The sequence below is a fragment of the Polaromonas sp. P1_G1 genome (genome assembly GCF_056405595.1).
This window is the reverse complement of sequence record NZ_JBFUBU010000026.1, coordinates 1-14,352: the sequence shown is the minus strand read 5'-3', so window position 1 is coordinate 14,352 and position 14,352 is coordinate 1. Positions and strand designations below refer to the sequence as shown.

General features: G+C 66.7%; 18 protein-coding genes. 5 read left to right on the top strand and 13 right to left on the bottom strand.

The window, feature by feature from the left end; genetic code table 11:
• Window positions 1-24: 24 nt before the first annotated feature.
• On the bottom strand, window positions 25-723 hold the full coding sequence (locus AC1D1Y_RS14375) for a pseudouridine synthase (RefSeq protein ID WP_477682918.1): 699 nt from the start codon (window positions 721-723) through the stop codon (window positions 25-27).
• 41 nt (window positions 724-764) lie between these two features.
• Here AC1D1Y_RS14375 and atpE point away from each other — a divergent pair, with 41 nt between their 5' ends.
• Window positions 765-1,001, top strand: a complete 237-nt coding sequence (gene atpE, locus AC1D1Y_RS14370) for a F0F1 ATP synthase subunit C (protein WP_436153757.1) — start codon at window positions 765-767, stop codon at window positions 999-1,001.
• 19 nt (window positions 1,002-1,020) lie between these two features.
• On the opposite strand, the gene AC1D1Y_RS14365 is transcribed toward atpE, so the two are convergent.
• The 3 genes from AC1D1Y_RS14365 to AC1D1Y_RS14355 are packed head-to-tail and all read right to left on the bottom strand — an operon-like array spanning window position 1,021 to window position 2,859.
• Window positions 1,021-1,347 carry a VF530 family protein gene (locus tag AC1D1Y_RS14365; protein ID WP_477682966.1) on the bottom strand — a complete coding sequence of 109 codons (327 nt, stop codon included), beginning with the start codon at window positions 1,345-1,347 and terminating at the stop codon, window positions 1,021-1,023.
• Window positions 1,348-1,353: 6 nt separating this feature from the next.
• The gene (locus AC1D1Y_RS14360) at window positions 1,354-1,497 is read right to left on the bottom strand and encodes a hypothetical protein (protein WP_164483755.1); all 144 of its coding nucleotides are present in this window, start codon (window positions 1,495-1,497) and stop codon (window positions 1,354-1,356) included.
• A gap of 39 nt (window positions 1,498-1,536) precedes the next feature.
• Window positions 1,537-2,859, bottom strand: coding sequence for an NAD(P)/FAD-dependent oxidoreductase (locus tag AC1D1Y_RS14355; RefSeq protein ID WP_477682917.1), 1,323 nt, complete (start codon window positions 2,857-2,859; stop codon window positions 1,537-1,539).
• Window positions 2,860-2,998: 139 nt separating this feature from the next.
• On the opposite strand from AC1D1Y_RS14355, the gene AC1D1Y_RS14350 reads away from it, so the two are divergent.
• The gene (locus AC1D1Y_RS14350) at window positions 2,999-4,246 is read left to right on the top strand and encodes an MFS transporter (protein ID WP_477682916.1); all 1,248 of its coding nucleotides are present in this window, start codon (window positions 2,999-3,001) and stop codon (window positions 4,244-4,246) included.
• Window positions 4,247-4,262: 16 nt separating this feature from the next.
• Here AC1D1Y_RS14350 and AC1D1Y_RS14345 read toward each other — a convergent pair whose 3' ends face one another.
• The 3 genes from AC1D1Y_RS14345 to AC1D1Y_RS14335 all read right to left on the bottom strand — a co-directional run bounded on the left by AC1D1Y_RS14345 (window position 4,263) and on the right by AC1D1Y_RS14335 (window position 6,899).
• On the bottom strand, window positions 4,263-4,559 hold the full coding sequence (locus AC1D1Y_RS14345) for a hypothetical protein (RefSeq protein WP_477682915.1): 297 nt from the start codon (window positions 4,557-4,559) through the stop codon (window positions 4,263-4,265).
• A gap of 179 nt (window positions 4,560-4,738) precedes the next feature.
• On the bottom strand, window positions 4,739-6,025 hold the full coding sequence (locus tag AC1D1Y_RS14340; protein WP_477682914.1) for a c-type cytochrome: 1,287 nt from the start codon (window positions 6,023-6,025) through the stop codon (window positions 4,739-4,741).
• Between the two features lie 79 nt (window positions 6,026-6,104).
• Window positions 6,105-6,899 carry a c-type cytochrome gene (locus AC1D1Y_RS14335; RefSeq protein ID WP_477682913.1) on the bottom strand — a complete coding sequence of 265 codons (795 nt, stop codon included), beginning with the start codon at window positions 6,897-6,899 and terminating at the stop codon, window positions 6,105-6,107.
• A 107-nt stretch (window positions 6,900-7,006) separates the two neighbouring features.
• Between AC1D1Y_RS14335 and AC1D1Y_RS14330 the strand changes: the two genes are divergently transcribed.
• The gene (locus tag AC1D1Y_RS14330) at window positions 7,007-8,455 is read left to right on the top strand and encodes an aminotransferase-like domain-containing protein (protein ID WP_477682912.1); all 1,449 of its coding nucleotides are present in this window, start codon (window positions 7,007-7,009) and stop codon (window positions 8,453-8,455) included.
• Between the two features lie 16 nt (window positions 8,456-8,471).
• On the opposite strand, the gene AC1D1Y_RS14325 is transcribed toward AC1D1Y_RS14330, so the two are convergent.
• The 4 genes from AC1D1Y_RS14325 to AC1D1Y_RS14310 form a co-directional block, all read right to left on the bottom strand.
• Window positions 8,472-8,882, bottom strand: a complete 411-nt coding sequence (locus AC1D1Y_RS14325) for a hypothetical protein (protein ID WP_477682911.1) — start codon at window positions 8,880-8,882, stop codon at window positions 8,472-8,474.
• 131 nt (window positions 8,883-9,013) lie between these two features.
• Entirely contained in the window at window positions 9,014-9,775 is a 762-nt protein-coding gene (locus AC1D1Y_RS14320; RefSeq protein ID WP_477682910.1) for an alpha/beta fold hydrolase, read from the bottom strand.
• A gap of 1 nt (window position 9,776) precedes the next feature.
• Window positions 9,777-10,874, bottom strand: coding sequence for a M14 family zinc carboxypeptidase (locus AC1D1Y_RS14315; protein WP_477682909.1), 1,098 nt, complete (start codon window positions 10,872-10,874; stop codon window positions 9,777-9,779).
• Between the two features lie 86 nt (window positions 10,875-10,960).
• Window positions 10,961-11,845, bottom strand: coding sequence for a LysR family transcriptional regulator (locus tag AC1D1Y_RS14310; RefSeq protein WP_477655282.1), 885 nt, complete (start codon window positions 11,843-11,845; stop codon window positions 10,961-10,963).
• A gap of 73 nt (window positions 11,846-11,918) precedes the next feature.
• Here AC1D1Y_RS14310 and AC1D1Y_RS14305 point away from each other — a divergent pair, with 73 nt between their 5' ends.
• Entirely contained in the window at window positions 11,919-12,572 is a 654-nt protein-coding gene (locus AC1D1Y_RS14305; RefSeq protein WP_477682908.1) for an N-acetyltransferase family protein, read from the top strand.
• Here the strand turns inward: AC1D1Y_RS14305 and AC1D1Y_RS14300 are convergent.
• Complete coding sequence (locus AC1D1Y_RS14300) at window positions 12,512-12,823, bottom strand: 2Fe-2S iron-sulfur cluster-binding protein (protein WP_477655284.1); 312 nt, start codon at window positions 12,821-12,823, stop codon at window positions 12,512-12,514. The two genes, AC1D1Y_RS14305 and AC1D1Y_RS14300, sit on opposite strands and share 61 nt — an antisense overlap.
• A 25-nt stretch (window positions 12,824-12,848) precedes the next feature.
• The gene (locus tag AC1D1Y_RS14295; RefSeq protein ID WP_477682907.1) at window positions 12,849-13,445 is read right to left on the bottom strand and encodes an LURP-one-related family protein; all 597 of its coding nucleotides are present in this window, start codon (window positions 13,443-13,445) and stop codon (window positions 12,849-12,851) included.
• A gap of 185 nt (window positions 13,446-13,630) precedes the next feature.
• On the opposite strand from AC1D1Y_RS14295, the gene AC1D1Y_RS14290 reads away from it, so the two are divergent.
• The gene (locus AC1D1Y_RS14290; RefSeq protein ID WP_477655286.1) at window positions 13,631-14,152 is read left to right on the top strand and encodes an N-acetyltransferase family protein; all 522 of its coding nucleotides are present in this window, start codon (window positions 13,631-13,633) and stop codon (window positions 14,150-14,152) included.
• Window positions 14,153-14,352 lie beyond the last annotated feature (200 nt).

Below are 14,352 nucleotides of genomic sequence, written 5' to 3'. Positions count from 1 at the left end.
GGCCGCTTGCGCCGCCGCTGAGCCCTAAAAGCCGGGACTGCTTTCAAACGACAAGGCCAGGCTGCCGGCCGGATGCGTGAACTGCAGCGCCGCGGCATGCAGCAGCAGGCGCGGGGCCTTGGACTGCACCTCGGCAGGGGCATAAAGGGTATCGCCCAGGATGGGGTGGCCCAGCGCCTGCAGGTGTACACGCAGCTGGTGCGATCGGCCGGTGACCGGTTCGAGCTCCACGCGCGTGGTGTTGGTGGCCGCGTCGAAGGCCAGCACGCGCCAGCGGGTCCGGCTTGGTTTGCCGCGTTCGGCGTCGATGATGCGCAGCGGGCGGCGCGGCCAGTCCACGATGATGGGCAGGTCGATGAGGCTCCAGGCTTGCGCATCGGCGGGTGAGGGAAGGCGGCCCTCCACCACGGCCACATAGCGCTTGCCGACTTCGCGGTTTTCAAAAGCCAGGCTCAGCGCGCGCTGCATGGCCGCCCCGCGCGCCATCAGCATCAGGCCCGAGGTGGCCTGGTCCAGCCGGTGTACGACCAGCGCGTCGGGGTAAATCGCCTGCACGCGCGCGCTCAGGCAGTCCTGCTTGCCTTCGCCGCGCCCGGGCACCGCGAGCAGGCCTGCGGGTTTATCCAGCACCAGCAGGCTGTCGTCGGCATGCAGCAGCCCGAAACCGGTGGCCGCGGCGCCATTACCTGCCAGGTCATTGTTCTGCAACGGGCCGGCCTTCATGATTCAGTCATCGACAAAGTTTTTAACCAAGGAGAAAAATCATGACTGACGCAGGTGCCATTGCCATTGCATGTGGATTGATCATAGGCCTGGGTGCCATAGGCGCCTGCCTGGGCATAGGCGCGATGGGCGGGCGCTTTCTGGAGGGCGCCGTGCGCCAGCCCGAACTGATGGAGCCGCTGCAGGTCAAGATGTTTTTGCTGGCCGGGCTGATTGACGCCAACTTCCTGATCGGTGTTGGTATCGCCATGATGCTCTTGTTCGCCAACCCGCTTTGAGCAGCTCTTTGGAGCGGGGTCAGGCCTTTGGCTTGGGCGGCGGAAAATTGTGAACCGGCGGGCTGCTGCGTTTGACCTCCCGCAGCATGAAGAGGTAAAGGCTTTCGACCTTCTCGCGCGCCCAGGGTGTCTTGCGCAAAAACTTCAGGCTGGACGCCACGCTGGGTTCGCTGGTAAAGCAGCGGATATTGATGCGCTGCCCCAGCTCTTCCCAGCCGTAATGGTCTGACAGCGCGGTGACGATCGCCTCCAGCTTGACGCCGTGCAAGGGATTGCCCGGCTGTGCCGGAGCAGCAGCCGGGACGTCCGTGGGCAGGTTTGCAGGCGAGTCGCCAGTGCCGGCCATCAAGGCTTATTTGTTCTTCAGCTTGCCGCGCAGCGGCACCTGGGTCACGATGGTCGGGCGCACCGCGTCGGGCGACACCGTCTTGGGCGGCGAGGTGTCCTTCTTGGGTTTCTTGACCATCTTGTTGTTGTTCTGCTGTCCTTTTGCCATGGTTTTCTCCGGTGGATTGATAAAGGGGATGCCTGATTATCAGTGCAACTTGATGCGCGGGCGATAGGTCCGGTCCAGCATTTCAGACAAGGTGATCAGCGCGGTTTTCTTGAAGCCGCCCAGCGCCAGCTGGTGCTGCTTGTGCAGGGCCCAGTACATGATCTTGGCCAACTGGCCCTCGATGAAGAAGCTGCCCTTGGTGAGGCTGCCCATCAGGCTGCCGACCGAGGAATATTCGGACAGCGAGACCAGCGAACCCTGGTCCTTGAACACAAAAGGCGCGACCGGCTTGCCGGCGATCAGGTCGGACAAGGAACGCGCCAGGTACATGGCCTGCTGGTAGGCGGCCTGTGCGCGCGGCGGCACCCAGGTACCGTCGGGCTGCTGGCAGGCGGCGCAGTCGCCAAAGGCGTAGATGCTCGCGTCGCGCGTGGTCTGCAGGTTGCCGTTGACCACCAATTGGTTGAGCTTGCTGGTCTCCAGCGCCTCGCCGCCTTCGGGCGTGCCGCCCAGGGTGCGCAGGAAGTCCGCCGCCTTCACGCCGGCGGCCCACACCGTGATGCTGGACGAGACCACCTTGCCGCTGGCCATCTTCAGGCCGTCGGCGGTGACTTCGACCACTTTTTCATTGGTGTGCACCTCGATGGCCAGTTTGCGCAGCTCGCGCATGGCCGATTCGCTGAGACGCTCGGGCAGTTGGGCCAGCAGGCGTGGCGCGGCTTCCACCAGCACGATCTGCAGGTCTTTTTCGGGGTGGATGTGGTCGAAGCCGTAGTTGGCCAGCACGCGCGCCGCGGCGTGCAGCTCGGCGGCCAGTTCCACACCGGTGGCGCCGCCGCCCACGATGGCCACTGTCAGGCGCCCGCTGCCGGCCATGCGCGGCACCGTCTGCGCGCGTATGCAGGCGTTGATCAGCCGGTCGTTAAAGCGCTTGGCCGCCTGCGGGCTGTCCAGCTTGATGGTGTGCTCGGCCGCGCCCGGCGTGCCGAAATCGTTGGTCTGGCTGCCCACGGCAATCACCAGGGTGTCGTAGCCCAGCTGCTGGGCCGGCGTGATCTCGCGGCCGGCCTCGTCGTGGCTGGCGGCCAGCTGAACAGTCTTGCTTTGGCGATCCACGCCGGTCAGGCTGCCCAGGCGGAACTTGAAGTGGTTCCAGCGCGCCTGCGCCAGGTATTCGATTTCTTCGGCATGCGTGTCATAGCTGCCGGCGGCCAGCTGGTGCAGCAGCGGTTTCCAGACATGGGTACGGGCGGCGTCCACCAGGGTGACTTCGGCCTGGCCTTTTTTGCCCAGGCGCTTGCCCAGCTGCGTAGCCAGCGCCAGCCCTCCGGCGCCTCCTCCAACGATGACGATGCGGTGCATAACGACCTCCTAGGTGTGTTGCTTGCTGTTGTTATGTCGCCATGTTAACTGCCGCGCGGACGCCTCCCGCACAACCCTCCCCACGCCAATATCCCCAGAGACGCCGCGTTGACGTGGCGCTGTTAAGCTTCACGCCCGCATGCCGACACACACTTTCAAGGAACTGACCCGCCAGCGCGCCTATATGCGCATGTGGTTCGCACGGATTTTCGGCACCACGGGCAACCAGATGCTGATGGTGGCGGTGGGCTGGCAGATGTACGAGCTGACCGGCAGCGCCTGGGACCTGGGCCTGGTGGGGCTGTACCAGTTCATGCCGGCGCTGCTGCTCACGCTGGTGGCGGGGCATGTGGCAGACCGCGTTCACCGCGGCCGCATCATCGCGGGCTGCCTGGTCACACAGGCCACGGTGGCGATGATCCTGGTGTCCGCCACGCAGGGCTGGGGCGCCCACCACAGCTGGGCCTCGCGCGAACTGCTGCTCGCGGTGTCGGTACTGCTGGGTGTGGCCCGGGCCTTCCAGATGCCGGCGCAGCAGGCGCTCACCCCGGTGCTGGTGCCACCCGCCATGCTGCCACGCGCCATGGCCTTCAGCTCGGCCGGCATGCAGGCGGCGGTGATCGGCGGGCCGGCCCTGGGCGGCGTGATTTTTGTGGCCGGCGCCACGGCGGTTTACGCCACCTGTGCTTTCCTTTTTGCTACCGGCTGCGTGCTGATCGCGGTGCTGCGCTACGACCATGCGCCGCCGCCGCGCGAACCGGTGACGCTGCGGACGCTGCTGGCTGGCGTCGAATTCGTCTGGCAGCGCAAGGCCCTGCTGGGCGCCGTGTCGCTGGATCTTTTCGCCGTGCTGCTGGGCGGCGCCACCGCGCTGCTGCCCATGTTCGCCAAAGACATCCTGCACGTCGGGCCCTGGGGCCTGGGCCTGCTGCGCGGTGCGCCGGCGGCAGGCGCCCTGCTGATGTCGGCGCTGCTCACGCGCTGGCCGCTCGAGCGCCGCGTCGGGCCTACCATGCTGTCGGCGGTTGCTCTTTACGGCGTCTGCATGGTGGTGTTCGGCCTGTCGACCAGTTTTGTGCTGTCGCTGCTGGTGCTCGCCATTTCGGGCGGGGCCGACATGGTCAGCGTGGTGGTGCGCCAGACCCTGGTGCAGATCGAGACGCCCAACGAGATGCGCGGCCGCGTCAGCGCCGTCAACTCGGTGTTCATAGGCGCTTCCAACCAGCTCGGCGAGTTCGAATCGGGCGCCACGGCGGCGCTACTCGGGCCGGTCGGCTCGGTGGTGGCCGGCGGCGTGGGCACGCTGTTGGTGGCGGTGGCGTGGTTCAGGATGTTTCCCTCGCTCTCCAAACGCGACAGGATGGTTACGCCGGCGCCAGGGTCTTGAGGAATGCCTTCTCTCTTTACCGGCGCAGCGCCGACTGAACAGCCACAAAAAAGGGTACCAGCATGACAAGGATCAGCATTGCTGTGTTGAACAGCCCGGATTCAAACCTCTTTCGACTGAATCCTCCCATTTGAGCGTATACGAGCCCAAGAGCCATTGAGATGTAAAGGCTCAGCATCCCGTAGAACGGAGGGACTGGTGACAGCGCTGGTTGGTACGTATGGGCAGTCCAAACTGCAAGGTAAATCAGACTACCCAGGAGTGTGATGAGGCCCTCGCGCCTGGCGATAAAGACGGTTTTCAAATAGCTCATGTTGCCCTCGCTCTTGTGCGCGTATGTTTTCTGACACCGTGAGTGTATTCACATGGTTGCGCTTACTGTCGAAACCGCTCTCGTCGTTCCTGCCGTTTTTAATGTGAAGTTATTTTTTTGTTGAATACAGTCCGGCGGAAAATTTCCGGCCAACTCTGGTTGGGGTAAGTGCAACCCAGTTACCGTCCCGTACTCGCCCGTATCCGGTTCACTTCCAGCGGCGTGATCTCGCTGGCCCGGTTGCCCCAGGACTGGCGGATGTGCGTGAGCACCAGCGCCATGTCGGCGTCATTGAGCACCAGTACAAAAGGCGGCATGCCGAAGGGCCGCGGGTTGCCCGCGGTGGCGGGCGCGTAGCCGCCGTTGAGCACGATCTGCACCAGGTTGACGGCCTGGCCCATGGCCACGGCGCGGTTGCCGGCCAGCGCGGGATAGGCGTTGGCGATGCCTTCGCCCTTGGCGCCGTGGCATTGCGCGCAGTGTTGCTCATAGAGTTTGGCGGCGCGTTCCACCGACTCGCCTCCGGTCCTGATGGCGACCGGCTCCGGCGGTGCGGTGTGTGTGGCGGGCAGCTCTTTCAGGAACTGCGCCATCGCGCCCAGGTCGGCGTCGCTTAAATACTGGGTGCTGCGCTGCACGACTTCGGCCATGGGGCCGGTGACCGAGGCGCGCGGCGAGACGCCGTTTCTGAGCAGGCTCACGATGTGCTGTTTGTCCCAGTCGCCGACGCCCGCCTCATAGGGCGAGGCCAGCGAGGGCGCATACCAGTTCTGCATCGGGATCAGGCCGCCGGCCAGGTCCAGGCCCTGGTCGCTGGCGCCCAGCGCGTTGCGCGCGGTGTGGCAGGCCGCGCAGTGGCCCAGGCCCTTGACCAGGTAGGCGCCGCGGTTCCACTCGGCGCCGCGCGCGGCGTCGGCCTCGTAGACGCCGGGGCTGAAGAAGAGCGCGCGCCACACCGCCAGCGCCGCCTGCGACTGGTAGGGAAAGCGCAGCGCGTGCGGCAGGTTGGGCGCCACCGTGGGGGGCAGGCTGCCCAGGTAGGCGAATAGCGCGTCCGAGTCTTCGCGCGTGACCTGGGTGTAGCTGGTGTAGGGAAAGGCGGGGTACAGCAGCCGGCCGTTCTTGGAGCGGCCGTTGTGCATGGCGCGCCAGAAATGGGCCGACGACCAGGTGCCCAGGCCGGTCTTGTCGTCGGGCGTGAGGTTGGAGGTGAAGACGGTGCCGAAGGGCGTGGCGATGCCGCGCCCGCCCGCATAAGCCTGTCCGCCCGGCGCGGTGTGGCAGGCCTGGCAGTTGCCGGCGCGCGCCAGGTAGGCGCCGCGCGCGATCAGGCTTTCGCTGGGCGCGGCGTTGGCCACCGGCGCCTTCACGTCGATTTCGTCGCGCACATTGAGGGCCCAGACCAGCGCGCCTGCGCCCACGGCCAGGACCACCAGGACCAGCACGGTTTTGAAGAGTTTTTTCATCGCCGGGCCGCCCCAAGATGAAAAGCGCCCCCTCGGGGGGCAGCGACCACACGTAGTGAGGGAGCGTAGGGGCTATTTTTCATTTTTGCGCCTTCGCAGGGCCCGCGGCCGTTGCGGGGGGCGGGGACGCGCTGCCGCAGGTAATAGCGGTCGCACCGGGCGGTAGCGGGGGCAGGCTGGTAGCGGGCTTGGTGCTGGCGGGCAGGGGCTGCGCGGCCGCCCAGCTGGCCACGGCGTTGATGTCTTCGACGGTGAGGCGGGCCACCACTTCCTTCATGCAGTCGGGCGCGTGCGCGCGGCGCGTGCCGGCCTTCCAGGCGCCCAGCTGCGCGTTGAGGTAGTCGCGCGGCAGGCCCAGCAGGCCGGGAATGCCGGGCGCCACGCCGGTCATGGCCTGGCCGTGGCATTGCACGCAGGCCGGCAGCCGGCGCGCGGCGTCGCCTTCGAGCACAAGCTGCCGGCCGTGGCGCAGCACCTCGGGCGCGGCGGCGGCGGGCAGGGGGGCCGGGTAGGGCAGCTCCAGCTGCGAGAAATACGTGGCGATTTCCATCAGGTAGGCGTCGCTGAGCGGCTCAATGAGCTGCGTCATGAGGCCGTAGTGGCGACGCCCGTCGCGAAAGTTGAGCAACTGGTTGTAGAGATAACCCGCCGGCTTTCCGGCCAGGCGCGGGTAATAGCCGTCGGGCGCGGCGCGGCCCTGCGACCCGTGGCAGGCGGTGCAGGCCATGGCGCGCTGGGCGATGCTGTCTTCAAAGGGAGGTGGCGCCGCCGCCGCGGGGCCGGCCGCCGCCCAGGCCAGGGCGGCGGGCAGCGCCAGCAGGCGTAGGCGGCGTAGGGGGCGCAGCAAAAAGCGTCCAAAACAGGTCTGTTCCATGCGGCCATCATGCCGCACATGAGCGGTCCGCGTAAGCATCAGTTGCCGTCGAAAAAAGCATATCAGATGAAAAACAGCGGAAAATTGCAATATCAGATGGCCCCTTCATGAAACGCTACGAACAACTGGTCGAACTGCTGGCCGCCGACATCCGCGGCGGGCGCCTGGCGCCCGGCACACGCCTGCCGTCGATACGCACGATCACGGCGCAGCACGGCCTGAGCGCCTCCACCGCCTTCAAGGCCTATTACCGGCTGGAAGAAAAAGGCCTGGTACGTGCGCAGCCGCGCTCGGGTTATTACGTCACGGCCTCGGCCATGCAGCAACTGGCGGCGCCGGCGCGCGGCGCGGCCGATGGCAGGGCCGGCAAGGCGGCCCGGGTGGCGCCGCGGCCGGACGTTAGCGAACTGGTGTTCGCCGTGCTGGGTGCGGCGCAGGACCCGGCCATCGTCCCCCTGGGCTCGGCCTTCCCAGCGCCGGGGCTGTTTCCGCTGCAGCGGCTGGGCAAGTCGTTGGCCCGCAGTTCGCGTTTCATCCAGGGGCCGGACACCGTGGTCAGCCTGCCGCGCGGTGATGAGGGTCTGCGCCGGCAGATCGCGCTGCGCTACCTCGGTATGGGCATGGCGCAGCCGGCCGAGGAGCTCATCGTCACGCACGGCGCGCTGGAGGCGCTGAACCTGTGCCTGACGGCCGTGGCCCAGCCCGGCGACCTGGTCGCGGTCGAGTCGCCCGGTTTTTACGCCAGCCTGCAGGCGCTGGAGCGGCTCAAGATGAAGKCACTGGAAATCCCGGTGCACCCGCAGGACGGCCTGGACCTGGCGGCGCTGGCCGACGCGCTGCAGCGGCACCCGGTCAAGGCCTGCTGGTTCATGACGTCTTTCCAGAACCCCACGGGCGCCAGCCTGTCGCTCGAGAAAAAGAAAGCGCTGGTCGCGCTGCTGGCCGCCCGCGACATCCCGCTGATCGAAGACGATGTGTACGCCGAGCTCTACTTCGGCCATCGCGGTTTTTTGCCCGCCAAGGCCTTTGACCGCAAGGGCCTGGTGATGCACTGCAGCTCTTTCAGCAAGACGCTGGCGCCCGGCTACCGCGTGGGCTGGGTGTCGCCCGGGCGCTTCGGCCAGCAGATAGAGCGGCTCAGGCTCATGACCACGCTGTCGGCCAGCCTGCCCGCGCAGCTGGCGATCGCCGACTACCTGCAGCACGGCGGCTACGATAAGCACCTGCGCAAGCTGCGGCATGCGATGGAGTCGCAGCTGTCCAGCCTGCTGGCCGCCCTAGCCCGCCATTTCCCGCCGGACGTGCGCGTGTCGCGTCCCGCGGGTGGCTATTTTGTGTGGGTCGAATTCGCCGAGGGCTTTGACGCGCTGGCCTTGCACCAGGCGGCGCTGGAGCAGGGCATAGGCATCGCGCCGGGGCCGGTGTTTTCAGCGCGCCGCAATTTCCGGCACTGCCTGCGGCTCAATTACGGGCATCCGTGGAGCGAGCGTTTTGAGGCAGCGATGCAGACTCTGGGCGCGCTCGCGCACCGGCAAAGTCCTTACGCAGCGCGCTGAGCGGCGGCGGGCCGGCCTACCTGTGCCTGTCCGGCAAGGCGCGCACGCAGGCGACAAAGTGCTCCCAGCTGGCCTCGACTTCCTTGACGCGCACGCCCTTGTCGAGCACCGCGCCGCAGGCGGCTTCGGCACGCCGTACGACCTTGGTCAGCGCGCTGGCGGGCAGGGGCGGGATCCTCGCGCGCAGGCTGTCGGCCTTGTTGCGCATCTGGGCGATGGCGTCCTTGGCCAGTGTCTTGTTGCCGGCGCAGGCAATCATGCCGATCATCTCGGCCATTTCGCCGAAGGCCGGGTCCAGGTTCCAGAGCGCCGCCGTGCCCAGCGCCAGCACCCACATGCGCTTGTTGCGCACCGGTGTAGCGGCCTGGCCGCCATCACTGGCCGGCAGTCCGGCGGGCTGGGATTCGGGTGAGGTGGGGTTCGTCATGGAAGGCGCGTCTTGTATAGACAAGGGATGATTTTGCCTGAGTCGGCTTGCGGCCCCGGGGCCTCCCGGCCAAAACCCGGTTTTGCGCCCAGGAAACCCTTGACAGCCCACGATGCGGAAAAAGGGCGAGTTCAGCCGCCCCCCGCCCAATCGGCAATGCGCCGGCAGACCCAGTCGGCGTCGTCGTGCGGCAGGTCGTGACCGGCCCAGGGATGCTCGTGGTGGGTGGCCTGCCAGGCCTGCGCCAGCCGGGCCGAGCAGCGCGGATGCACGAGGTGGTCGGCCGCCGACGAAAGCACAAGAGCCGGGCAGGCGGGCGGCGCGGCCATGGTAAAGGCCGCGGCGGCCTTGAGCTGGCGCCAGGCATTGGCGGCGCTGACGGGCGCGTCCTGGCGGATGCGGGTCCACGCGGCCAGGTCCTGCTCCAGCGAGGTGCTGCGGTTGCAGGTAATGCGGTGGATCACGCGCTCGGCATGGGCCGCATCGCGCCAGCGCGCGGCCACCAGCGCCAGCGGCAGCCAGGTGGTGGGGCGCAGGCGTTCGCTGGCGCGGCCCAGCGGCCGCATGCTGGTGTTGATCAGCACCAGTCCGTCCACCTCCTCCGGATGGCGCAGCGCCCAGTCGGCGGCCACCATGCCGCCCAAGGACATCGCCACCAGGCGATAGGGCGGCGCAAGGTCGCGGGCCCGCAATTGTTCACGCGCGAAGTCCGCCATGGCGCGCACCGTGGCCGGCGAGTCTTTACGGCAGAACACGCCGTTGCCCGGCAGGTCCAGCGCCACTACCCGTGTGGCCGCGCTGGCCGAGCCCGGCAAGGCGCGCGCCAGCCGCTCCGCGAAGTCACCCCAATGTCGCGCCTCGCGGGTCAGGCCCCTGAGCAGTACCCAGGTCATATCAGCGCACCCGCCTGGGCCGCCAGTGCGCCGTGGCCAGCTGTGTGAGCAGCGCGCGCCGCTCACCCGAGGGCAGCCAGTTCGGCGCGGCGAAGGCGGCGCGCGTGAGGAAGTCCAGCAGATCCGCATGGCGGCGCAGCACGCGTTTGGTGCGGTGCGCCTTCATGGGGTTGAAGATGCCGTGCCGCGAAAACAGCTGGCGCGGGTTCTTGCGTATCCACAGCCAGGAGCCCAGCTCCAGCGTCATCGGCAGGAACACATGGCGCGGCGGCGCGTGGTCGTAGGCGTGGTCCCAGAGGTCGCCGTGCAGCAGGTACTGGTTGCTCTGCGGCTCAAAGCTGTAGGCATGGTGCGGGTGCGACTGTTCCAGCATGGTCCGCAGCGCGAACATCTCGGGCAGGTGCGGCATCAGCCGGCGCGTCTTGGCATAGGGAAACCACAGGCTGTCGTCAAAACCGTAGCCCGAGTGGCAGTCCAGCGCCAGGCTGAAAGGGCGGCTGGCGAGCTGCTCGTGCACCACGCGCAGCAGGGCCGCGCTCTCGGCCTCCATGGGCATGCCCGGCCGGCCGCAGTACCAGGGCAGCGAGGGGCTGATGCTCTGTCCGCCGGCCAGGAAGGGCACATGGCCCTCGGCGCGCTGCGGCGCGTTGCGCATCAGGTCCACGCCCTGCGGGTTGGCGCGCTTGTGCGCCCACATTCCGCCGGGGTTGACGATGGGCATGAAGACCAGCCGGATTTTTTCGAGCTGGCGGTGCAGCAACTCGTCCCACTCGAGGCGAAACAGCAGTGCGCGCAGGTAGTGCAGGATCAGCTGCGTGCCGATGCGCTCCAGCCCGTGGATGCCGCCGAAGAAACCGACGGCGGGCGCCTGCGGGTCGCGCGAGCCTATGCTGGCGGTGTAGAGCGGGAACGAGGGACCTGCGGTGTGCGCCTCGGCCACGACGTCGACTTCAAAGTGGGCGCTGCCCGCCAGCAAAATTGCCTTGAGCTCCTCGAGTTCCGCGAAACTCGCGGCCGCGTCGCGCGCCGGCGTGAGGCTATAGGGGCTGTGAAGGCTGCGGGGACTTTCCACGGCGGCGGTCGGCGGCAGGATTTCCATCCTGACATGCTGGCACAGTTGTTTGACAGCGCGCTACATGGCCGGCGGGTTTTTTTGTGTCGAATGTTGGCCGGGGCCTGAAATGCTCAGTTCCCTGTTCGCTGCTCGATCGCGGAGATCACCTGGCGCATGGCCTTGTTGACCGGCTTGTCGCCGCGCATCACGAGCGCCAATGTTCTTTGCAGCCGCGGGTACAGCGGGTGAACGGCGAGTTCGGGATGCTGCCCGGGGCCGGTCACGGCCATGGCCGGCAATATGCTGCAGCCCAGGCCGGCGGCCACCATCTCTTTGATGGCCTCCACGCTGCCCAGTTCCATCACGGGCCTGGGGGTGTGGCCCGCGTCCCGGAACCACTGGTCGATGATCACGCGGGTATTGGCCGCCGGCTCGAACAGCACGAGTTCGCGCCTGGCCAGGAAGGCCGGCGTGATGCGGGCGGGCAGCCCCGCCTCCCGCCTGGGAATCACCGCCACAAATTCGTCGTTCAGCATCGGTGTGGTGACTAGGGCGCGGCGCTTGACGGGCAGGGTCACCAGCGCCATGTCCATGGTGTTGCCCTCAACCGCCTTGACGAAGTCGGCGGTATTGCCGGTACTGACCAGCACGCTGAGATTGGGAAAGCGCACCCTCAGTGAACGCAGGATGTGCGGCAGCAGGTAAAGGCAGGCCGTGGCGCCGGTTCCCAGCGTCACGCGGCCGGTGACGTCGGCCGAATGCGAGGCCATGGCCGTCAGCACGCCTTCCACCGCCGCGTCCACGTGGCGGATCTGCGCCAGGAGATCCAGGCCCGCCGGCGTGGGCGAGGCCCGGCGCGCCACGCGCTCGACCAGGCGCACGCCCAGGCGCTGCTCCAGCTGCCGGATCTGCAGGCTGACGGCCGGCTGCGACAGGCCCAGCCTTTCGGCCGCGCCCGAGAAGCTGCCGGTTTCGACGATGAGCGCATAGGTGCGCAGGTGGTCCAGGTTGAGCATGCAAAGAAATTCTAATCAAAACCATAAGTTTCAACATATTTACTTATGAGTGGCCTTGGGCAACCATGGCGGCATGCAACATCTTTCACAGGCTTTCCCTGCGCCACTGCCCGCGCCCGATGCTGGCGCGCTCTTCATCCACCCTTGCGCCGAGAGCGACATCGAAGCGATACAGGCCATCTATGCCCACTACGTGGCGACCAATCTGGCCACCTTCGAGCTGGAGCCACCCACGGCGGCCCAGATGTTGTCACGCCGCGCCGACATCCTGCGAGGCGGTTATCCCTACCTGGTGGCTCGCCGCGACGGGGTGCTGGCGGGTTATGCCTATGGCAGCGCTTACCGCTCACGGCCGGCTTATCGCCATACGGTGGAAGACTCGATTTATGTCGCGCCCGGCATGCGCCAGGCCGGCGTCGGCAGCGCCTTGCTGCGTGCCTTGATCCACGAGTGCGAGCAGCGCGGCTTCCGTCAGATGGTGGCCGTGGTCGGCAACAGCGCCAACACCGGCTCGCTGCGGGTGCATGAGGTACAGGGCTTTACGCACGTCGGTACGCTGGGCTGCGTCGGCTACAAATTCGGCCAGTGGGTGGACACGGTGCTGATGCAGCGCGTGCTGGGCGAGGGCGCTTCGTCGCCCGGGGACCTGCCGGTGGCGCCGGCCGTTCAGTCGGCCGCCGCGATCACCAGGTCCGACAGCGGGTACGCCACGCAGGGCAGGATGTAGCCCGCCTGCTTTTCCTCGGCGCTCAGGCCAGGCCATTCGATGCGGTAGGCCACCTGGCCGCTGGCCAGCTTGCGGATGCAGGTGCGGCAAGTGCCGTTGCGGCAGGAGCTGTCCATCACCACGCCGGCCAATGACGCCGACTGCAGGATGGGCAGGGACGGCGAGGCGCTGAAATGTGCGCCCTCCGCGTCCAGCCTGACCCTGAACACGGGTGCGGCGGCGGAGCCGCTGGGCTGGGTGTCGTCGTCCATGTCCGTCTTCGCGAGGGTGCCCGCCTTAGCCGCGCGCGCGCTCCAGCAGCAGCACGGTCATCAGGGACAGCAGCAACTGCTGCTCTTCGCGCTCGCTGAAGGGGGCCATCTGTTCGGCGGTGAAGAGTCCCTCAAACAGGGCCGGCCGCTTGGTGAGTTCGGCCACCAGCGTGCCGTCAGGCCGCGTCACCTGGTAGGCGGGATGGAACACATAGCCTGAAAACAGTCCGATCAGGGGAATCTGGCTGAACAGGCCGTCGAGAAAACGCGTCATCACGCTTTTTTCGTTGATGCTGAAATGCGTGACGCCGTTGTCCAGCACGTCAAAACCGGCCCTCCAGATGGACCGCATGCCGCGCCGCTTGATGCCTCCCAGCGCCACGCCCTGCGGATCGGTGAAGTTGTACAGCGCCGAAAAATCGATGATCCGGTCGGCCTTGATCTGGTGCAGCAGCTGGTCCTGCTTCTCATTGGCGAAAACAGCGATGGCCTCCTTGAGCTTGAAGAGTTTTTGCTTGACATAGGCCACCGGCTGGTTATGCGCGTCCTTGACCAGGAACTGTGGCGCAACGGCCATGAGCTTGAAGGACATTTGCAGGGGAAACTGGAGGCGTTGGGCCATGATGTGAGCGCGCTTGTAAGGGTTATGGTGCGCCGAATGTACCCGACGCCCGTGTCGCTTCCGGGCGCCGGCCCGCCGTTCGGCGGCTTTGGTGCGAATCTATTGGCGGCAGGGAGGCAATCTGGGCGACAATTCCGCTCCGCCGGATTATTTTCCGACTCCAAGAACAACCCTCCCGATTTTCCATGTCCAGCTATTCCGTTCGACCCGCCACGCCCCGCGATGCCAAAACCATCGCCGAGATCCATGTTGCCACCTGGCAAGCCGCCTACAAAGATCTCATGCCCGAGGACTACCTCGCCAAGATCACTGTTGAAAAGCGCCAGGCCTACTGGCGCGAAGCCATCGAGTTCAGCGAACCGCAACTGCTGGTGGCCACCGAAGGCGAGCAGATCGTCGGTTTTGTCGGCTTTGACCGCTCCCGCGATGCCGGCACCAAATCCACCGTCGGTGAAATCTGGGCCTTGTACGTGCTTCCCGAACACTGGGGCAAGGGCGCGGGCCTGGCCCTCTGGGACGGCGCGCGCGAAGGCCTGAAGGAAGAGGGCTGCACACAGGTCACGCTGTGGGTGCTGTTGCGCAATGAGCGTGCGTTGCGGTTTTATGAACAGGCTGCGGGGTTCAAGCGGGAGATGCCCTCGCTCAAGACTGTGGCGTTTGGCAGCGTCAAGCTGGAAGAGATTCGGCTTAAACGATCGGTTGATTGAGGCCGGTTCTTGCCCCGGCCTGAGCGCTCGCTGCTGAGTGTTGCTGGCCGGGGGTAGCCCGGCGGCTACTCACTTTTCTTTTGCTTCGCCAAAAGAAAAGTAAGCAAAAGAAAAGGCGACCCTGGTTGCTGCGTCCCTCCGCTTCGCTGCGGGCAACCTGCGGTGCTCGGTTCAGGCGGGGTCCAGGCGGGGTCTCGCTA